The organism is Stenotrophomonas pictorum JCM 9942 (assembly GCF_001310775.1).
In the GTDB taxonomy this organism is placed as follows: domain Bacteria; phylum Pseudomonadota; class Gammaproteobacteria; order Xanthomonadales; family Xanthomonadaceae; genus Stenotrophomonas; species Stenotrophomonas pictorum.
This window is the reverse complement of record NZ_BAZI01000001.1, coordinates 18,866-40,257: the sequence shown is the minus strand read 5'-3', so window position 1 is coordinate 40,257 and position 21,392 is coordinate 18,866. Positions and strand designations below refer to the sequence as shown.

Annotated in this window: 9 protein-coding genes and 5 pseudogenes; 9 read left to right on the top strand and 5 right to left on the bottom strand. The window is 64.7% G+C overall.

The window, feature by feature from the left end; genetic code table 11:
• Nucleotides 1-20: 20 nt before the first annotated feature.
• The 6 genes and pseudogenes from JCM9942_RS19750 (at nt 21) to JCM9942_RS00120 (ending at nt 9,489) form a co-directional block, all read left to right on the top strand.
• A pseudogene (locus JCM9942_RS19750) lies at nt 21-2,398 on the top strand (methyl-accepting chemotaxis protein).
• 116 nt (nt 2,399-2,514) lie between these two features.
• Nucleotides 2,515-4,683, top strand: coding sequence for a methyl-accepting chemotaxis protein (locus JCM9942_RS00140; RefSeq protein WP_054656744.1), 2,169 nt, complete (start codon nt 2,515-2,517; stop codon nt 4,681-4,683).
• Nucleotides 4,684-4,692: 9 nt separating this feature from the next.
• Nucleotides 4,693-5,543, top strand: a pseudogene (locus tag JCM9942_RS00135) (CheR family methyltransferase).
• Nucleotides 5,540-6,144 (top strand): annotated as a pseudogene (gene cheD, locus JCM9942_RS20560) (chemoreceptor glutamine deamidase CheD). Before JCM9942_RS00135 ends, cheD begins: the two co-directional pseudogenes overlap by 4 nt.
• Entirely contained in the window at nt 6,141-7,202 is a 1,062-nt protein-coding gene (locus tag JCM9942_RS00125) for a protein-glutamate methylesterase/protein-glutamine glutaminase (protein ID WP_054656743.1), read from the top strand. The pseudogene cheD and the gene JCM9942_RS00125 overlap by 4 nt, the downstream one beginning before the upstream one ends.
• Nucleotides 7,203-7,273: 71 nt before the next feature.
• A pseudogene (locus tag JCM9942_RS00120) lies at nt 7,274-9,489 on the top strand (sensor domain-containing protein).
• Between the two features lie 78 nt (nt 9,490-9,567).
• Here the strand turns inward: JCM9942_RS00120 and acnB are convergent.
• Genes acnB through JCM9942_RS00105 form a run of 3 tightly spaced genes read right to left on the bottom strand, consistent with a single transcriptional unit; the run spans nt 9,568 to nt 12,825 of the window.
• A complete protein-coding gene (gene acnB, locus JCM9942_RS00115; RefSeq protein ID WP_054656742.1) occupies nt 9,568-12,159 on the bottom strand; it encodes a bifunctional aconitate hydratase 2/2-methylisocitrate dehydratase in 2,592 nt (863 codons plus the stop codon).
• A 37-nt stretch (nt 12,160-12,196) separates the two neighbouring features.
• The gene (locus tag JCM9942_RS00110; protein WP_054656741.1) at nt 12,197-12,595 is read right to left on the bottom strand and encodes a type II toxin-antitoxin system VapC family toxin; all 399 of its coding nucleotides are present in this window, start codon (nt 12,593-12,595) and stop codon (nt 12,197-12,199) included.
• Nucleotides 12,592-12,825, bottom strand: coding sequence for an AbrB/MazE/SpoVT family DNA-binding domain-containing protein (locus JCM9942_RS00105; protein ID WP_054656740.1), 234 nt, complete (start codon nt 12,823-12,825; stop codon nt 12,592-12,594). Before JCM9942_RS00105 ends, JCM9942_RS00110 begins: the two co-directional genes overlap by 4 nt.
• 274 nt (nt 12,826-13,099) lie before the next feature.
• Between JCM9942_RS00105 and acnA the strand changes: the two genes are divergently transcribed.
• Nucleotides 13,100-15,865 carry an aconitate hydratase AcnA gene (gene acnA, locus JCM9942_RS00100; RefSeq protein ID WP_054656739.1) on the top strand — a complete coding sequence of 922 codons (2,766 nt, stop codon included), beginning with the start codon at nt 13,100-13,102 and terminating at the stop codon, nt 15,863-15,865.
• Nucleotides 15,866-15,944: 79 nt separating this feature from the next.
• Here acnA and JCM9942_RS00095 read toward each other — a convergent pair whose 3' ends face one another.
• Entirely contained in the window at nt 15,945-16,421 is a 477-nt protein-coding gene (locus tag JCM9942_RS00095; protein WP_241772746.1) for a Cif family virulence factor, read from the bottom strand.
• A gap of 87 nt (nt 16,422-16,508) precedes the next feature.
• Here JCM9942_RS00095 and rpfB point away from each other — a divergent pair.
• A pseudogene (gene rpfB / locus JCM9942_RS00090) lies at nt 16,509-18,190 on the top strand (fatty acyl-CoA ligase RpfB).
• Nucleotides 18,191-18,344: 154 nt separating this feature from the next.
• Nucleotides 18,345-19,211 carry a crotonase/enoyl-CoA hydratase family protein gene (locus tag JCM9942_RS00085; protein WP_054656738.1) on the top strand — a complete coding sequence of 289 codons (867 nt, stop codon included), beginning with the start codon at nt 18,345-18,347 and terminating at the stop codon, nt 19,209-19,211.
• On the opposite strand, the gene JCM9942_RS00080 is transcribed toward JCM9942_RS00085, so the two are convergent.
• Entirely contained in the window at nt 19,212-21,392 is a 2,181-nt protein-coding gene (locus tag JCM9942_RS00080) for a response regulator (RefSeq protein ID WP_054656737.1), read from the bottom strand. It lies immediately after the preceding gene.

Below are 21,392 nucleotides of genomic sequence, written 5' to 3'. Positions count from 1 at the left end.
TCACCGGAGATCTCACACTCATGCAGTGGATCCAATCCCTCAAATTGATGCCGAAGCTGATGCTCACCTTCGGCATCGTCCTGCTCTTGATGCTGGTCCAGGGCATCGTCGCCTATCGCGGCCTTAATTCACTGGACAACGTCACCACCGATCTGGTTGAAAGGCGCATGACTGGCCTGCGCACCATCGGTGAGTTGTCCAGCAAGGTCGGCGAGTACCGCAACGCTTTCTATCAGGGCCTAGTCCGCGCCAGTGACGATGTGAAAGCCGATGCAAAAACCCGCGCCACCGAGCTGCGCGGACAGATCGACGAAACCATCGCCAGCTATTCCAAACAGATCGACACGCCGGAACGGCGCAAGCTGTTCGACACCTTTGTCACCGACTGGAACGCCACCAAAGCGTCCTACGACTCGGTGACCGAATTGCTGGATCTGGATCTGCCGGACGATGCCGTCGACACCTTCGTCAGCGATACGCGTCTCCTGCACCGTAAAACCACCGCCTCGCTGGGAGCACTGTCAAACGACTCGAATGCCAGTGCCCAGGCAGCCAGTGAGCAAGCCGCCGCCACCTATACGTCCTCGACGGCGATGACCATGGCCACCGTCGTGATCGGCATCGGTGCCGGCCTGCTGCTGGCGTGGCTGTTCGCCCGCTCGCTGGTCGGCTCGATGCGCAGTGCGGTGAACGCCGCCGATGAAATCGCCAACGGCAAACTCGACGGCATTATCGATACCCGGCGCGCAGACGAAGTCGGCGACCTGCTGCGTGCCATGCAGCGCATGCAACGCGACCTGCGCGAACGGATCGAACGTGATCAGATCATCGCCAATGAGAACCTGCGCATCCGCACCGCGCTGGACTATTCCTCGACCGGCGTCTATCTGACCAACCCGAAGCTGGAAATCGTCTATGCCAACCGTGCGGTGCAGGAAACCATGGACCGCTATGTGGAAGACCTTTCCCATGCGTTGCCGCACTACAACACCGCCACGCCGCTGATGGGCAAGCTCGTCACCGAGCTGGAACCCGGCGGTGAAATCAGCAGCAATGTCCTGGGCACACTCGACAAGACCGGTGTCATCAAACGCGACCTCACTTTCGGCAATGCCCATTTCGCCCAGACCGTCTCGGTCATCCGCGACAATGATGCGTCGCCGTGGGTCATGTCGTGGAGTGGCGTGACCGCACCACCGAAGCCATGGTGGAAAAGGAAGTGGCCAGCGTGATCGAAGCGGCGGCCGCCGGCGACCTGAGTGGCCGTATCGGCACCACCGACAAGGACGGCTTCTTCCTGCAGCTGGCCAGCCAGTTGAACAGCCTGCTCGATGCCAACGCCAGCAGCCTGGAGCAGATTTCCAGCTTGTTGTCGGGCCTGTCGCAAGGCGATCTGACTGTTCGCATGCATGGCGATTTCCAGGGTGTGTTCGCCACCATGCGTGACGACGCCAATGCCACCACCGAGCAGCTGTCAGGTATCGTCAGCCGCATCAAGCAGTCGTCGGCCTCGATCAACTCGGCGGCCACCGAGATTGCCAGCGGCAACAACGACCTGTCCCAGCGTACCGAGCAGCAGGCCGCCAATCTGGAAGAAACCGCCGCCTCGATGGAGGAACTGACCTCCACGGTACGCCAGAACGCCGAGTCGGCCCGTCAGGCCAACCAGTTGGCCATCGGTGCGGCATCGGTCGCCTCGCAAGGCGGTGAGGTGGTCGGCCAGGTGGTGACCACCATGAGCCAGATCGAGCAGTCCTCGAAGAAGATCGCCGAGATCCTCTCGGTCATCGACGGCATCGCGTTCCAGACCAATATCCTGGCCCTGAACGCGGCGGTGGAAGCTGCACGTGCCGGTGAGCAGGGTCGCGGCTTTGCGGTCGTGGCGTCGGAAGTGCGTACGCTGGCACAGCGTTCGGCCGCTGCGGCCAAGGAAATCAAGACGCTGATCGACGAATCGGTAAGCAAGGTTTCCGATGGTTCGGCTCTGGTGCGCAAGGCCGGCTCCACCATGGGCGAGATCGTGGCCTCGGTACAGCGCGTGACCGATATCATGGCCGAGATCTCCGCCGCTTCGCAGGAGCAGTCGGCCGGCATCGAGCAGGTCAACCAGACCGTCGTGCAGATGGATGAAACCACCCAGCAGAACGCTGCGCTGGTGGAAGAAGCCACCGCTGCGGCACGCTCGATGGAAGAACAGGCCGGCCACCTGGCCGACGTGGTGTCGGTGTTCCAGCTGGAGGAAAGCCAGCTGGAGACCCGCGCGCCGTCCACCATCGCCGCTGCCCAACCTGTGCCGCGCAAGCCGGCCCCTGCCCCGGAACCCACGCCACGGCGCCGCAGCGCCAGCCCCAGAACCGCAGTGGCCGAACTGGCCGACTCGGACTGGCAGGAGTTCTGATCCACCCAAAACCCCGGCAAACGCCGGGGTTTTGCTTTGATGACGCTCAACTTTTCCTTGACAGCGCCGATACACAGGTATCCCGCTTACGCCCTGCTGCCCACAACCTCCTGTCAATGAATATCTATCGTCTCTGGTCGAGTTACATCAGCAACATCTCCGTACGCGGCAAGCTGAACCTGCTCACCGTACTGATCGTACTGGGCGTCATTGCCCTGTCGGTGATCGCCGCACGCATGCAGTACGTGGACCTGTATGAAACACGCAAGGACACGCTGCGCACGCAGGTGGAGCTGAGCTACGGCGTGCTGGACCACTATGCCCAGCTCGCCGAGAACGGCAGCGTGCCACTGGCCGACGCGCAGGAGCAGGCCATCGCCGCAGTGCAGGCCATGCGCTCGGATGGCGACGTCAACTACTTCAACATCTATTCCACCGATTACACGGTCCTGATGCATCCTTTCCGCAAGGATCTGCTCGGCAAGCCGATGAAGGACTTCCGCAGCGAGGACGGGGTGGCCGTCTACTTCGAACAGGTGGAGGCGGCCAAACGCGGCGGTGGCTATGTCGGCTACACATGGGCCAAACCCGGTCACGAAGAGCCGGTGGAAAAACTCGCCTACGCCGGCATGTACAAGCCGTGGAACTGGATCGTTTCCAGCGGTGTGTACATGGACGATGTGCAGTCGCAGGCACTGAGGTTCACCGCGATCATGACCGTGGCGGGTGGTTTTCTGGTGCTGCTGGTCGTGGCGCTGAGCTGGATCATCGGCAACCGTATCGTGCTGCCCCTGCGCAACGCCACCGCTGTTGCCAACGCCATCGCCCAGGGCCGCATGGACAACACCATTGCCGCAGCCACCCGCGATGAGACTGGCCAGCTGCTAGACAGCATGCGGCGCATGCAGGACCAGTTGCGCGCGGTGATCGATGCCCAGAATGAAATGGCCCGCCAGCACGATGCCGGCGCCATCGGCCACCGCATCGACGCCAGTGCCTTCCCGGGCAGCTACGGGGTGATGGTCGCCGAGACCAACACGCTGGTCGCAAGCCATATCGACGTGAACATGCAGGTCATCGCCATCGCCCAGCGCTACGCCATTGGCGACCTGAGTCCGGACATGCCGCTGCTGCCGGGCCAGAAGCGTGTCATCACCGAAACCATGGCGACGATCAAGCAGAACCTGGCCGCCATCAATGGCGAGATCAAGCGCCTGGGTAGCGCGGCCGCCGCCGGCGACTTCAGCCAGCGTGGCGACGAAAGCCGCTTCGAACATGACTTCCGCGAAATGGTGGAAAGCCTCAACGCCATGATGCAGGTCAGCGACCACAATCTGACCCGGATATCGGATCTGCTGCGCGCCATCGCCCAGGGCGACCTGACCGTACGCATGGACGGCAAGTTCAATGGCGTGTTCGCCCGGATACGTGACGATGCCAATGCCACCGTCGACCAGCTCGCAGGCATTGTCGGCCGCATCCAGAACGCCGCGTCCAGCATCAACCTGGCCGCCTCGGAGATCGCCACCGGCAACCAGGACCTGTCGCAGCGCACCGAGCAGCAGGCCGCCAATCTGGAAGAAACCGCCGCTTCGATGGAGGAACTGACCTCCACGGTGCGCCAGAACGCCGAGCACGCCCGCCAGGCCAACCAGCTCGCCATCGGCGCCGCGTCGGTCGCCTCGCAGGGGGGCCAGGTGGTTCATCAGGTGGTGACCACGATGAGCGGGATCGAGACCTCCTCCAGGCGCATCGCCGACATCATCTCGGTGATCGACGGCATCGCCTTCCAGACCAACATCCTGGCGCTCAACGCCGCGGTGGAGGCGGCGCGGGCCGGCGAGCAGGGCCGCGGTTTCGCCGTGGTCGCCAGTGAAGTGCGCACCCTGGCACAACGCTCGGCCGGTGCCGCCAAGGAGATCAAGGGGCTGATCGATGATTCCGTCGAGAAGGTGTCCGAAGGCTCGACGCTGGTGCACCAGGCCGGCGCCACCATGGGCGAGATTGTCAGCAGCGTGCAGCGCGTGACCGACATCATGGCCGAGATCTCCGCCGCCTCGCAGGAACAGTCCGCCGGTATCGAGCAGGTCAACCAGACCGTGGTGCAGATGGATGAAACCACCCAGCAGAACGCCGCCCTGGTGGAGGAAGCCACCGCCGCCGCGCGCTCGATGGAGGAACAGGCGCTGCTGCTGGACGAGGCGGTGTCCGCATTCCGCTTGACGGCAGAGGCCGGCCCATCCGCGCGGATGAACGCCACCCACACCCTCGCACTGGCCAGCTGACGCCGGATCATGACGACACTTCACTCCCCCAGCGCCGGCCGGGATTTCGAGTTCGACGACCGGGATTTCCGTCGCGTGTGCGAACTGATCCACCAGCGGGCCGGCATCGCGCTGGCACCGGCAAAGCGCGACATGGTGTACGGCCGCCTGTCCCGCCGTCTGCGCGTATTGGGCCTGCGGGACTTCAAGGACTATCTGGACAAGCTCGAACAGGACGGTGGCGACGAGTGGCAGGCGTTCACCAACGCACTGACCACCAACCTCACCTCGTTCTTCCGCGAACCGCATCACTTCGAGCGTTTGCACGACGAGCTGCGCGAACGCGCCGCTCACGCACCCTTGAATATCTGGTCCTGTGCGGCGTCCACCGGTGAGGAACCCTATTCGATCGCCATCACCGCCTGCGAGGCGTTCGGCAGCCTGACGCCGCCGGTGCGCATCCTCGCAACGGATGTGGACACGCAGGTGCTGGCGACCGCCGCGCAGGGCGTGTATCCGATCGAGCGTATCGCCGCGCTGGAGCCTGCAGTGAAGAAGCGCTACTTCCAGCGGGGCACCGGTCCCCATGAAGCAAATGCCGGGTGGTGCCGGCGCTGCGCGCACTGATCGATTTCCGCCCCCTGAATCTGCTGACCCCGCGCTATGACGTGGGCGGACCGTTCGAGGCGCTGTTCTGTCGCAACGTGATGATCTATTTCGACAAGCCGACGCAGCGGGCGATCCTGTCGCGACTGGTGCCGCATCTTGCCGAAGATGGATTGCTGTACACCGGCCACTCGGAGAACTACCTGCACGCCGCGGATCTGATCCAGCCGTGCGGTCGCACCCTGTACCGGCGCGCGAAAGGAACCCGTGCATGAAGTCCAGCACCCGCCACGACGACGGCGTGATGCGCTACCGCGACAGTCGTTTCCAGACGATTGCCGCCAAACTGCTGCCTACCCAATACCTGGTGGTCGATGACGACACCGCACTGACGACGACGCTGGGTTCGTGCGTGGCCGCCTGCATCCGCGATCCCATTCTCGGTATTGGCGGCATGAACCACTTCCTGCTGCCCGACGGCACCGTAAGCGACGGAGCTCCTGCGCGCTACGGCAGCTATGCGATGGAACTGCTGATCAACGATCTGCTCAAGCGCGGCGCCAACCGCAAGCGGCTGGAAGCCAAGGTCTTCGGCGGCGCAACGTGCTCAAGGGATTCACCAGCAACCCGGTGGGCACCCGCAATGCCGAGTTCGTCCGCCAGTACCTGCTGGCCGAGAAGATTCCGGTCATCGCCGAGGATCTGTGCGGCATCCATCCGCGCAAGATCTGGTTCTTTCCCATCACCGGCCGGGTGGTGGTGCAACGTCTGCCACATGCCCATGATGATGCCGCCGCCGTTGCCGCAACCGAATCGGCCGTCCGCGCGCAGCTCTCGCGCACGCCGGTCAGTGGTGGCGTGGAGTTGTTCGAATGACGCTGCAGCCTCCCTGCCGCGTGTTGATCGTCGACGACTCGGCGCTGGTGCGCCAGCTCCTGTCGGAAATCCTCGCACGCGATCCTGGCATTGAAGTGGTCGGCACCGCCGCCGACCCGCTGCTCGCCCGCGAGAAGATCAAGCGCCTGAATCCGGACGTGTTGACCCTGGATGTGGAAATGCCGCGCATGGATGGACTGGCATTTCTGGAAAACCTGATGCGGCTGCATCCGCTGCCGGTGGTGATGGTTTCCTCGCTGACCGAGCGTGGTGCCGACACCACCCTGCAGGCGCTGGCGCTGGGTGCCGTGGATTTCATCGCCAAGCCCAAACTCGACGTCGCGCGCGGACTGGAAAGCTACGCGGACGAGCTGTGCGAAAAGGTAAGAGCGGCGGCGCGTTCGCGCGTGCGGGCAATCGGTGCGCACCCCGGAAACCGTCGCCTGTCCGCACAAAGCACTGTCCCGGCGCCCACCCGTTTTCGCACCACCGACCGGCTGATCGCAATCGGCGCCTCGGCCGGTGGAACCGAAGCGCTGCGGGTGGTGCTTGAAGGCATGCCTGCCGACGCACCGGCGATAGTGATAACACAGCATATTCCCGCCAGTTTCAGCAGGGCCTTCGCCGAACGCCTGGACCGGCATTCGGCCATGTCGGTGCGCGAAGCGACCGACGGCGAAGCCATCCTGCCGGGCCACGCCTATCTTCCACCGGGCGGACGGCATCTGCGCATCATCCGCGACGGTGCGCGCTGGCGCTGCCGGATCGATGATTCCGCTCCGGTCAACCGGCATAAACCGGCAGTCGATGTCCTGTTCCGCTCCGTCGCGCTGGCCGCAGGTGCCAATGCCATCGGCGCGATTCTTACGGGGATGGGCGACGATGGCGCGCGGGGGCTGCTGGAGCTGAAACAGGCCGGCGCACCCACACTTGTGCAGGATGAGGCCACCAGCGTTGTCTGGGGGATGCCCGGCAGCGCGGTACGTCTGGGCGCAGCGGAGGAGATGCTGCCGCTGGAGCAGATCGCCAGCCGGCTGGTCACGCTTTCCCAGTCCTGACAGTCCCCACCCTACGCCATGGCCGGCAACGCAGCAGCTCCACTCAACCTACGGAAGAACGCATGGCAGCAATGCGGGAAGTGACGCCTGCTTCAAACGCTCCATCCACGCCCACCGTGGATGCACGCCAGCTGGCACTGGCGCTGGACCACAGCGCCAATGCGATCCTGCTGTGTGACCGCAATGCCGTCATCCAGTACAGCAACGACGGTTTCTTCCGCATGTTCGGCTATACCCGCGAAGAGGCTTGCGGCCGCCAACCGCAGCATCTGCTGTTGGGCACACACACCGATGCGGAGACGATCCGCCAGCTGGGGGCACATCACCTTGCCGGAAAGCCGCATCGTGCCGATGTGCTGGGCTATCGCCGTGATGGCAGCCCGCTGTGGGTGTCGGTGGTCGCCACACCGGTACCGGCTGCCGATGGAACGGTCGATTGCTTCATCAATGTCCTGACCGACATCACCGCGGCCAAGACCCACGAAGTGCTGCAGAACAAAGTGCTCGATGCGCTGGTGCGCGAAGTCTCGCTGGCCGAGACGATGAGCCTGATCTGCCGCGAGATAGAACGTGTGGCACCCGATCTGCGTGCCTCGGTCAGCCAGATCGATGCAAACCACATGTTGCGGATCATCGCCGCACCCAGCCTCCCCACGGCGCTGGTCGACTATCTCAATGGGCAACCGGTCGGCGTCGGCGGCGGCATCTGCGGTGTCGCAGCGTGGCGCAACCGTCCGCTCATCGTCGCCGATATCGCCACCGATCCCCTGTGCGCCGCGCATGCCGGCGAACTGCTGTCCTCCGGTTTGCGCGCCTGTTGGGCCAACCCGATCCGTTCCAGCAGCGGGCAGGTGCTGGGCACGCTGGCTTTCCACTACCTTGAAGCGCGCGAGCCTGCTCCCTGGCACCGCGCGCTGGTCGAACTGAGCCTGCATCTGTGCGCGCTCGCGCTCGAACGCGAACACACCCGCGCGCGGGTACACCAGCTGGCGTTCTACGATGCGCTGACCGGCCTGCCCAACCGGATGATGTTCACCGCCCGCGCCGAGCAATTGCTCGCCAGTTGCGAACAGAACGGGCAACAGGTCGCAGCGCTGTTCATCGGTCTGGACCGGTTCAAGCGCATCAACGAAAGCCAGGGCCATTCCGCCGGCGATGGTCTGCTGCGGGACGTGGCCCAGCGCATGGCCGGCGTCGTCGGCACCTCCGCCCTGTTCGGCCGGCAGGTCGGTGATGAATTTCTGCTCCTGGTACCCGGCTGCAGTGCGGTGCAGACCGCGGCCATCTGCGAGCGCCTGCTCGGCGCCATCGCCGCGCCACTGAACGTGGGCCAGATCACCGTCAACGCCAGTGCCAGCATCGGCGTAGCGATGTATCCGGTGGATGGTCGCGACATCGACACCCTGCTCCGCCACGCCGATCTGGCGATGTATCGCGCCAAGGACGAGGGCGGCTCGGGCTTCCGTTTCTTCAGCCTGGACATGAACCGCGTCGCACAGGAACGGGTGGTGATGGAGGCCGCCCTGCGCGAGGCCCTGCGCGGTGACCAGCTCACGCTGCATTACCAGCCGCAACTGTGCAGCCGTACCCAGCAGCTCTCCGGCGTGGAAGCCCTGCTGCGCTGGGAACATCCGCATATGGGCAGTGTCTCGCCGGCCCGGTTCATTCCGATGGCCGAGGAATGCGGCTGATGGACGAGCTCAGCCTGTGGGTGCTGCGACAGGCCTGCGATGACCTGGGCCACTGGCGGCAACGTGGCGTACCGGTTCCACGGATCTCGGTGAACCTGTCGGCGAGCAATTTCGACAACGCCACGCTGCCGGACCAGCTGCGCGGGCTGCTGCAGGAATACCACCTGGGGGCGGGCGACCTGGTGCTGGAAATGACCGAAAGCGTGATGCTCTCGGCGCATGCGCGCGTCCTGCGCAACCTGGATGCGCTGCACGCATTGGGTTTCTGCCTGTCGCTGGACGATTTCGGTACCGGCTATTCCAGCCTCAGCCACCTGCACCGCCTGCCAATCAGCGAGCTCAAGCTCGATCGCAGCTTCGTGCAGGACATCGAACACAGTGAAACCGCCCGCTCGCTGATCGTGTCGATCCTGCGCATCGGCGAGAACCTGAACAAACTGGTGGTCGCCGAAGGGGTAGAAACCGAGTGCCAGCGCCAGTTCCTGGCCGCGCACGGTTGCGACCTGCTGCAGGGCTTCCTGTTCTCACCCGCCCTGCCGGCACCGGCACTGGAGTCGTGGCTGGAACACCACCGAGGCGCCCTGCCAGCGGCCTGATACCGCCTCTTTCGGCGCAGCCACAACAAAGGAAGCCCGGCGATCGCCGGGCTTTCTTCTGTTGCTCAACCGTCAGTGTCAGGAGGTGACGGTGTCGGCCACATCCTGGTATTCCTGGATCTGGTCGAAGTTCATGTAGCGGTAGATCGAATCGCCGGCACCGGCCAGCACACCGGCCGCTTCCATGTACTCCTCACGGGTCGGGATGCGACCCAGACGCGAGCAGATCGCGGCCAGCTCGGCCGAACCCAGGTACACGTTGGTGTTGCGACCCAGGCGGTTCGGGAAGTTGCGGGTCGAGGTCGACATCGCCGTGGAGCCTTCACGGATCTGCGCCTGGTTGCCCATGCACAGCGAGCAGCCCGGCATTTCCATGCGGGCACCGGCGGCGCCGAAGGTGCCGTAGTGGCCTTCCTTGGTCAGTTCGGCGGCATCCATCTTGGTCGGCGGAGCGATCCACAGACGGGTCGGGATGTCGCGCTTGCCTTCCAGCAGCTTGGCCGCGGCACGGAAGTGGCCGATGTTGGTCATGCACGAACCGATGAACACTTCGTCGATCTGCGCGCCGGCCACGTCCGACAGGGTCTTGGCATCGTCCGGATCGTTCGGGCAGCAGACGATCGGCTCGACGATTTCGGCCAGGTCGATCTCGATGACCGCGGCGTACTCGGCATCGGCATCGGCTTCCAGCAGCTGCGGGTCGGCCAGCCAGGCTTCCATCTTCTCGATGCGGCGCGCCAGGGTGCGGGCATCGGCATAGCCTTCGGCAATCATCCACTTCAGCAGGGTGATGTTGCTGGTCAGGTATTCGATGATCGGAGCCTTGTCCAGCTTGACCGCGCAACCGGCGGCCGAACGCTCGGCCGAGGCGTCAGCCAGCTCGAACGCCTGCTCGATCTTCAGGTCCGACAGGCCTTCGATTTCCAGGATGCGGCCGGAGAAGATGTTCTTCTTGCCCTGCTTGGCAACGGTCAGCAGGCCCTGCTTGATCGCGTACAGCGGGATGGCGTGGACCAGATCACGCAGGGTCACGCCCGGCTGCATCTTGCCCTTGAAGCGGACCAGCACCGACTCGGGCATATCCAGCGGCATCACACCGGTGGCGGCGGCGAACGCGACCAGGCCGGAACCGGCCGGGAACGAGATGCCGATCGGGAAACGGGTGTGCGAGTCGCCACCGGTGCCGACGGTGTCGGGCAGCAGCATGCGGTTCAACCACGAGTGGATGATGCCGTCGCCCGGACGCAGCGAGACGCCGCCACGGGTGGAGATGAACTCCGGCAGGGTGTGGTGGGTCTTCACGTCCACCGGCTTCGGATAGGCGGCGGTGTGGCAGAACGACTGCATCACCAGATCGGCCGAGAAGCCCAGGCAGGCCAGGTCCTTCAGTTCGTCACGGGTCATCGGGCCGGTGGTGTCCTGCGAGCCGACGGTGGTCATCTTCGGTTCGCAGTAGGCACCCGGACGCACGCCCTGGCCTTCCGGTAGACCGCAGGCGCGGCCGACCATCTTCTGCGCCAGGCTGAAGCCCTTGCCGGTATCGACCGGTGCGGTCGGCTGGCGGAACAGGTCGGTGACCGGCAGGCCCAGCGCTTCACGCGCCTTGGCGGTCAGGCCGCGGCCGATGATCAGCGGAATACGGCCACCGGCGCGCACTTCGTCAAACAGCACGTCGCTCTTGACCTGGAACTCGGCGATGACTTCGCCGTTCTTCAGCGCCTTGCCGTCGTACGGACGCAGCTCGACCACATCACCGTGGTTCATCTGCGACACGTCCAGCTCGATCGGCAGCGCGCCGGCGTCTTCCATGGTGTTGTAGAAGATCGGGGCGATCTTCGAACCCAGGCACACGCCGCCGAAGCGCTTGTTCGGGATGAAGGGGATGTCTTCACCGGTGAACCACAGCACCGAGTTGGTGGCGGACTTGCGGCTGGAACCGGTGCCGACCACGTCGCCGACGTAGGCGACCAGGTTGCCCTTTTCCTTCAGCGACAGGATTTCCTGGATCGGGCCGCGCTTGCCGTCTTCCTCGGGCACGAACGGCGCGTCGGGACGCTTGTTCTTCAGCATCGCCAGCGCGTGCAGCGGAATGTCCGGGCGGGTGGTGGCGTCCGGTGCCGGCGACAGGTCGTCGGTGTTGGTTTCGCCCGGCACCTTGAACACGGTGATGGTCAGGCTCTGCGGCACTTCCGGCTTGGAAGTGAACCACTCGGCATCGGCCCAGCTCTGCAGCACGGACTGGGCGTTGGCGTTGCCGGTCTTTGCCTTTTCCTGCACGTCATGGAACGCATCGAACACCAGCAGGGTGTGCTTGAGCGCATTGGCGGCAATGGCGCCGACTTCGGCATCGTCCAGCAGCTGGATCAGCGGCGCGACGTTGTAACCGCCAAGCATGGTGCCCAGCAGTTCGGTGGCGCGCGCACGGCTGATCAGCGCATTGGTCTCGGTGCCGAAGGCAACGGCGGCCAGGTACGAGGCCTTGACCTTGGCGGCATCATCGACGCCGGCCGGCACGCGGTGGGTGATCAGGTCCAGCAGGAACTCGGCCTCGCCGGCGGGCGGGTTCTTCAGCAGCTCGATGACGTCGGCCGTCTGCTGTGCGGTCAGCGGCAGCGGCGGGATGCCAAGCGCGGCGCGCTCGGCTACGTGGTGGCGGTAGGCTTCCAACATGACAACTCCCGGGGGTACGGTTTGAGAATGGATGGGATCAGGCTTGCGGCACGATCAGCTTCAAGCCCTTGAAGTAATCGCGGTAAAACGTGTCGTTCCAGGTGATCAGCCCGTCGCACTGCAACAGGGCATGGGCACCGACCATGAAATCGTCGATGCGGCGGGTATCGCCGCTGCGCTGCCGGTGGCGGCGGTGCATCTCGCCGGCGCGCAGCGCGGATTTGGCTTCCAGCGCGTTGAAATGGACGCCCATTTCCTCCAGCGCTTCCTGCACCTCGGCACCGCCACGCAACGAGGCGCAGATCTCGGCGAGGGTTGTCCCGCAGATGACCACCCGGCCACCGACCAGCGCCTGCCGCAGGCAGGCCTCCACCGCGTCGGCACGCGGGCCGTCGCTGAGCAGTTCGATCAGGACCGGGGAGTCGACGGCGATCATGCGCCGTCCGTCTCGTCGCGGACGGTGCGCACCGCCTGCTCGGCCGATTCAAATCCGTCCAGCGCGAACTTGCCACGCGCGCGGGAAATGGCGTCGTCCACGCTTTTGCGCAGGATGATGCGGCTGCCGTCCAGCTCGACCTTCAACTGGGTGCCCTTGGTCAGGCCCAGTGCATCGCGTACCGCCTTGGGCAGGGTGATCTGCCCGCGTTCAGCTACGGTGGCTTCCATGGGACCTCCAGCAAAGTATGCATGAATTATACATACCTTGACCGGCATACCCCAATCGACCCGCTACCGTCCCGGTCCGTTGCGGCCGGATGTCGCGCTGGGCGCCGTTACATGGCCGCAACATGGCCCTGCCTAGACTGCGGCGGCTGGCAGCGCCCACCCAATCCGGCTTCGGCCATACTCGGGTACGCATTCACATCACCGGGCGCCGGCCCGGAACGCCCGCGCGGCCCTGCCGCGGCAAGCCATCTGCATGCAACAAGGAGCAAGCCCTATGAACGACTCATTCTCCACCCGCAGCGAGCTGGAGGTTGGCGGTCAGCGTTACACCTACTGCAGCCTGCCCACGCTCGGCCGGAAGTTCGACATCTCCCACCTGCCCTATTCGATGAAGATCCTGCTGGAGAACCTGCTCAGGCACGAGGACGGCGGCCAGACCGTAGGGCCGGAGCACATCGAAGCGGTGGCGACATGGAAGCCGACGGCGGAACCGGACACCGAAATCGCCTTCATGCCAGCGCGTGTGGTGCTGCAGGACTTCACCGGCGTGCCATGCGTGGTCGACCTTGCCGCCATGCGCGATGCGGTGACCCGGCTGGGCGGCAACGCCGAGCAGATCAACCCGCTGATCCCCTCCGAGCTGGTCATCGACCATTCGGTGCAGGTGGACGTGTTCGGCCGTCCGGATGCGCTGGACCTCAACGGCAAGATCGAATTCGAGCGCAACCGCGAGCGCTACAGCTTCCTGCGCTGGGGTCAGAAGGCCTTCGAGAACTTCAAGGTGGTGCCCCCCAACACCGGCATCGTCCACCAGGTGAATCTGGAGAACCTGGCCCGCGTGGTGATGGAGCGCGAGATCGACGGCACCCGCTGGGCATTCCCGGACACCGTGTTCGGCACCGATTCGCACACCACCATGATCAACGGCATCGGCGTGCTGGGCTGGGGCGTGGGCGGCATCGAAGCCGAGGCGGCGATGCTCGGCCAGCCCTCGTCGATGCTGATCCCGCAGGTGGTGGGCTTCAAACTGACCGGCAAACTGCCCGAAGGCGCCACCGCCACCGACCTGGTGCTGACCGTTACCCAGATGCTGCGCAAGTTTGGCGTGGTCGGCAAGTTCGTCGAGTTCTACGGCGACGGCCTGCAGCACCTGCCGCTGGCCGATCGCGCCACCATCGCCAACATGGCGCCGGAGTACGGCGCCACCTGCGGCATTTTCCCGATCGATGCCGAATCGTTGAATTACCTGCGCCTGTCCGGCCGCAGCGAGGCACAGATCGCCCTGGTGGAGACCTACGCCAAAGCGCAGGGGCTGTGGCATGACGCCGGCAGCGCGCCTGCGCAGTACAGCGCCACCTTGGAACTGGACATGGCCGAGGTGAAGCCATCGCTGGCCGGGCCCAAGCGTCCGCAGGATCGCGTACTGCTGGAGGACGTGCACAGCAATTTCGCCGAAGCGCTCAAGGGCCTGATCGCCCACCGCAAACCCAGGGTCGGTTGCGCGGTGGAAGACTTCAAGGAGGAAGGCGGCGCCCAGCCGCAGGCCACCCACCTGGCTGCCAAACCCATCTCGAAGATCCGCATCAACGATGAGGACGCCGAGCTGTGCGACGGCTCGGTGGTGATCGCCGCGATCACCTCGTGCACCAACACCTCCAATCCGGCGGTGATGCTCGGTGCCGGGCTGCTGGCCCGCAATGCCGCGCGCCTGGGCCTGAAGGCCAAGCCATGGGTGAAGACCTCGCTCGGACCCGGCTCACGGGTGGTCACCGACTATCTTGAAAAGGCGGGCGTTCTGGCCGATCTGGAGAAACTCGGCTTCTACGTGGTCGGCTATGGCTGCACCACCTGCATCGGCAACTCCGGCCCACTGCCCGAAGCGGTATCCGTGGGCATCGGCCAGAACGAGCTGGTGGTGGCCTCGGTGCTGTCGGGCAACCGCAACTTTGAAGGCCGCGTGCATCCGGAAGTGAAGGCCAACTATCTGGCCTCGCCGCCGCTGGTGGTCGCCTATGCCATCGCCGGCACGGTCAACATCGACCTGACCACCCAGCCACTGGGCAAGGGCAGCGACGGCAAGGACGTGTACCTGCGCGACATCTGGCCCAGCAACAAGGAAATCGGCGACACCATCGCCGCCACCGTCGGCCCGGAGATGTTCAAGCAGAACTACGCCGACGTGTTCAAGGGCGACAGCCGCTGGGCGCAGATCGCCTCGCCGGAAGGCCAGGCCTATCAGTGGAATTCGGACTCCACCTATATCAAGAACCCGCCCTACTTCGATGGCATGACCATGCAGGTCGGCAACATCGCCGACATCCACGGCGCGCGCGTGCTGGGCCTGTTCGGCGATTCGATCACCACCGACCACATCTCCCCGGCCGGCAACATCAAGAAGGACTCGCCAGCCGGCCGCTTCCTGCAGTCGCGCGGCGTGCAGCCGGTGGACTTCAACAGCTACGGCAGCCGCCGCGGCAACGACGATGTGATGGTCCGCGGCACCTTCGCCAACATCCGCATCAAGAACCTGATGTTTGGCGGCGAGGAAGGCGGCAACACCCTGTATTACGCCCCGGGCAGCCAGAGCGGCGAGAAACTGGCGATCTACGATGCGGCGATGAAGTACAAAGCCGATGGCGTGCCGCTGGTGGTGCTGGCCGGCAAGGAATACGGCACCGGCTCCTCGCGCGACTGGGCGGCCAAGGGCACCAACCTGCTGGGTGTCAAGGCGGTGATCGCCGAGAGCTTCGAGCGCATCCACCGCTCCAACCTGGTCGGCATGGGCGTGCTGCCGCTGCAGTTCCGTGACGGCCAGAACGCACAGAGTCTGGGCCTGGATGGCTCGGAGGTGTTCGATGTGACCGGGCTGGACGACGGCAAGGCCAAGACCGCGACGGTCACCGCGACCAGGGCCGACGGCAGTACCAGCACGTTCACTGCCAACGTGCTGCTGTTGACGCCCAAGGAGGTGGAGTACTTCCGCAACGGCGGTCTGCTGCAATACGTGCTACGCCAGCTGGCCGCGAAGAAAGCGGCCTGATCTTGGCAGGAAGCGCCCTTGACCGGGCGCTTCCTGCCCAGGCGCTGATGAGGCCTGGGGCGACACGGTGCGGCCCGGCTTAAAGCTCCGGCTCACCTGCCCTCTTCCACGAAGCGCTATACACCTGCCAGCGGCCATCCTCATCGCGCCAGCCGCTGACCACCTCCTGCATTTCGCCGCGCTCGGGCAGGAACCGCCCGCTGCCACCGACCATCAGCACCGTGAAACGCACCGTGGCAGTGCGCATGTCGTCGCCCATCGCCACCGTGACCGGGCCGGTCTGCACCGTCACCCGGTGGTTCAGCAGCAGCTGTGCCTTGAGCAGCCGCTCCAGCCCTGCGCGGTCCAGACCCTCGTTGCCGACGAAGTCGGCCGAAACGGACGCCATGAAGTCCCCAGGCGCCCCCCGCTCCACCGCTTCCTGCATTGCGGCAACCGTCTGGCGCAGCCGCTGCTCGGGAGGCGCCGCCTTGCAGGCGGCCAGTAAAAGCAAAATCAAGACACAAAGCAGGTAATTCGGGGCCGTTCGGGCCATATCTCCCTTCGCCTTTTCCATTCTGGACGGTATGCTGCCGACAACGGCCCGTGTCGCTGACGGCCGGTCGATGTCCAACTAGACCACATCCATTTCCTGGAGGGGAAGATGAATCAGGAACGTCCCTGGCTGCAAAGTTACCCGGCTGGTGTACCGGCCGAGATCGACGTCAACGAGTTCCGCTCCGTTGCGGCAGTATTCGATACGTCTGTGGCCAAGTTCCGTGATCGCCCTGCCTACTCCAACTTCGGCAAGACGCTGACCTACGGCGAAACCGATGCGCTGGTCAGCCAGTTCGCGGCTATCTGCTGGGCGAGCTGCAGCTCAAGAAAGGTGATCGCGTCGCGGTGATGATGCCCAACTGCCTGCAGTATCCGATTGCCACTTTCGGCATCCTGCGCGCCGGTCTTACCGTGGTGAACGTCAATCCGCTCTACACCCCGCGCGAACTGAAGCACCAGCTGGTCGACGCCGGTGTGGTGGCGCTGGTGGTGGTGGACAATTTTGGCGACACCGTGCAGCAGGTGATCGCCGATACACCGGTCAAGCAGGTGATCACCACCGGGCTGGGCGACCTGCTCGGCTTCCCGAAGGGCGCGATAGTCAACTTCGTGCTGAAGTACGTGAAAAAGATGGTCCCGGATTACCGCCTGCACGGCGCGATCCGCTTCAAGGAGGCGCTGGCGCTGGGCAAACGCCACCGGCTGCCGGCCGTGGACATCGACCACGACGACATCGCATTCCTGCAGTACACCGGCGGCACCACGGGCGTGGCCAAGGGCGCCATGCTCACCCACCGCAATCTGGTGGCGAACATGCAGCAGGCCTCGGCATGGATCAGCGGCTCCGGCGTGGAGCCGGGCAAGGAAGTGATCATCACCGCGCTGCCCCTCTACCATATCTTCGCATTGACGGCGAACGGCCTGGTTTTCATGAAGATCGGCGCGCTGAACTACCTGATCACCAACCCGCGCGACATGAAGGGCTTCGTCAAAGAGCTCAAGAACAACCGCTTCACCGCCATCACCGGCGTCAACACGCTGTTCAACGGCCTGCTCAACACCCCCGGGTTTGACGAGGTCGACTTCTCCGGCCTCAAGGTCACGCTCGGCGGCGGCATGGCCGTGCAGCGTTCGGTCGCTGAACGCTGGAAGAAGACCACCGGGGTGACGCTGATCGAGGCCTACGGCCTGACCGAGACCTCGCCGGCCGCCTGTATCAACCCGCTGGATCTGAAGGAATACAACGGCTCGATCGGCCTGCCGATCCCCTCCACCGACGCCTGCGTGAAGAACGACGACGGCCAGCAGGTTCAGGTCGGCGAAGTGGGCGAACTGTGCATTCGCGGCCCGCAGGTGATGAAGGGCTACTGGCATCGCCAGGATGAAACCGACCAGGCCATCGATGCCGATGGCTGGCTGCATACCGGTGACATGGCTCGCATGGACGAGAAGGGCTTCTTCTATATCGTCGATCGCAAGAAGGACATGATCCTGGTCTCCGGCTTCAACGTGTATCCGAACGAGATCGAGGACGTGATCGCCATGATGCCCGGGGTGCTGGAGGTTGCTGCAGTCGGCGTGCCCAACGAGAAGTCCGGCGAAGCGGTGAAAGTGGTCATCGTCAAGAAGGATCCGAACCTGACCGAGGAACAGGTCAAGGAATTCGCCCGCGCCAACCTGACCGGCTACAAGCATCCGCGCATCGTCGAGTTCCGCAAGGAGCTGCCCAAGACCAACGTCGGCAAGATCCTGCGCCGCGAATTGCGGGATGCGCCAGCGAGCACCTGAACCAGGCGAAATCGAGCGAACAGGACAGGGCCTCTCCGGAAACGGAGGGGCCCTTCGCATTTACGGTTGTCAAAGCCCGTGTAGCATCGCCACGTGCCAGCGTTTCGCCCGCCGCCCACGTCCCCTTCAGCGGGCCTTTGCAAAGGACCAAGCCATGAGCCTGATCGAACTGCTGCCTGCAACCCCCTCCTACGCCACCGTCCGCACCCGCAGCGATGCCACCCGCAGCGTGCATTGGCTGCACATGCACGCCGATGCCGCACCGGGCGTACGCCCGTGTTTCCGCAAGCCCCTGATGACGGACATGCACGCCTTCCTGGACAGCATCAGCGCCAAGCAGCCGGGGGAGCCGCGCCGGCTGCAGCACCTGGTACTTGCTTCCGATGCCGATGCCTTCAACCTCGGCGGCGATCTGGATGTGTTCTCAGCCTTGATCCGGGCCCGTGATGCCGAGGGCCTGCTGCGCTACGCCCGCAGCTGCATCGATGGCGTCCACCGTTTCGACCGTGGCCTCAATGGCGACTTCCGCACCATCGCCCTGCTGCAGGGTGACGCGCTCGGTGGCGGGCTGGAGATGGCCCTGTCGTGCCACACCATCGTGGCCGAGGAAGGTGTCGGCATGGGCCTGCCGGAAGTGCTGTTCGGGCTGTTCCCGGGCATGGGCGCCTACAACTTCCTCAGCCGCCGGGTATCGCCGCAACTGGCCGAGCGCATCATTCTGGAAGGCCGCGTCTATACGGCCGAAGAGATGCACGCCATGGGCGTGGTCGACATCCTGGTACCGCGCGGACAAGGCGAGCAAGCGGTCAACGACCTGATCCGCCAGCAGCAGCGCATCCCCCATTCCTGTCTGGCAATGAATGCCGTGCGCGGCATTTCCCACGCGGTCAGCTACCAGGAATTGCTGGACATCACCAAGGTCTGGGTCGAGGCCGCGCTGGCACTGGACGAGAAGTCGCTGCGCACCATGGACCGCCTGGTCAAGGCACAGACCCGCCGCAGCGGGCAGACCGCACGCTGATCAGCCTGCGGTTTCATCACCCTGGGGGTGCGTGCGCCGTGCCGCGCGCGCATCCAATGCCTGCCGCCCCTCCAGCAGCGCCGCCTGGAGACGGGGCAGGCACTGTGCGCCTTCACTGCGCAACTGCCAGTCGGCCATCGCCATCAGCTCGCCGCCCAGCGCTGCCACCCGGGTCAGACCCAGATTGCCGGCCACGCCCTTCACCGCATGGGCCTGCTCGCGCATACGCTCCCAGTCACCTTGCTCGCTGGCTGCCCCCACCGCGTCGCTGCAGGTGACAAGATCGGTCATGCACTGGCGTATGAACTCGCGCTCGAAGCCTTCGCCCAGGCCCAGCGTCGCCAGCTCATCCAGCACATCCGGGTTCAACACGTCATCGCCGGTCACCGGCGCTTCGATGACGGTGCGGGTCGCCGGGCTGCGCGCGTCACCTTCACCTGCGATGATTGCCAGGGTTTCCAGCAGTTTGGCCGCTACCACCGGCTTGGCCATGAACGTGTGCGCACCAGCCTGCGTACAGCGCTGGATCGCATCCGGGGTCACATCGGCACTGAGGATCACGACCGGGGTGCGCGGTCCACCACCGGCCTGCATCACACGCAGCTGCCTGAGCATGTCCAGACCACTCATGCCGGGCATGTGCAGATCGACAATCACCACATCGAACTCACACTCGGCGAGCAGATCAAGGACCGCCTCGGCACCGTTGACGCACTGCACGCGATGACCGGCTTTCTGCAGCATGCGCTGCAGCACCATCCGGTTGGCCTCGTGGTCATCGGCCACCAGCACCTGCAGGCTGGGAACCCGTGCCCGATGGCGCCGGAACGGGTCGGAAAACGAGATGACATTGGGGAACGCCTCGGCGATGGCCTCCGGGCTATCCAACGCGACCGGCGCACGCGCGACGTCCCCGGCCTGCGCCGGGACAAGCGGCACTTCCACCCAGAAGCAGCTGCCGCCGCCCGGGTTGTCCTGGTAGCCGATCTCACCTCCCAACGTCTGCGTCAACCCCTTGGCGATGGCCGTTCCCAGCCCGGTCCCTTCATAGCGCCGGGCCAGGGACACGTCCGCCTGCTCGAACGGCTCGAACAGGCGCGGGCGCAATGACGGGGCCACGCCAATACCCGTATCCAGAACATCGAAACGGATCCGCAGTGCATGATCGCCCGCTGCCGCCCGCATCGACACCCGGATTTCAACCCTGCCGCTGTCGGTGAACTTCACCGCATTGCCAGCAAGATTGAGCAGGATCTGGCGCAGGTGCGCAGCGTCGCCGTGCAGGCCATCGGGTACGCCGGTTTCCACGAACACCCGGTAGTCCAGCTGCTTGGCACGCGCTTGAGGCTGGAGAATCAGGCCGATGGACTGGATCAGCTCGGCCAAAGAGAAATCGCGCGCGTCCACGCGCAGCTTGCCGGCCTCGATCGCCGAGATATCCAGCACCTCCTCCACCAGCGCCAGCAGGCTGCTGGCCGATGCCTGGATCGTGTTCAGACACTCGCGCTGCTCATCATCCAGCCGCGTGGTGGCCAGCAGTTCGGTCATGCCCGACAGGCCATTGAGCGGCGTGCGGAACTCATGGCTCATATTGGCCAGGAACCGGCTTTTGGCATCACTGGCGCGGCGTGCCTCCGCCATCGCCTCGGTCAGCTGCTTCAACAGACTGGCGAAATACAGCGGAATTGCCGCCAATCCCACCAGCAGACCAACGCCCAGACCCAGATTGCGCTGCCAGTAGTCGCTCAGCGTGAGCGTCACCCCGAAACTGAGTGTCGCCATGGCCACTGCAAGCCACAGATAGCGGTTGCCATAGCGCATACCGTTGCCAACAGTGACCCACATCACCACGACATAGATGGGGGCCATCGGTTCGCCGATCGCACTCATCGCGATGGACATCAGCGCATAGTCATCGACCATGCCGAGAATGCGGCGCAGATCCGAACGCGCCGGACGCCACAGCAACCAGCCCATCAGCACCAGCGACAGGCCCTGGGCGATCAGGATCAATGTCACCACCAGCCGCAGCTGCCCGGCTGGCAAGCCCCAGCTAGGGGATGACAACAGCACATAAGCCAGGATCAGCGCGATCAGCACGATCCGCACGAACGCCTGTGCGTGCTCGCTATCGGTGCGCTGCGAAAGCCGCCGCTTCAGCCCGGCGAACACCGCACGCAT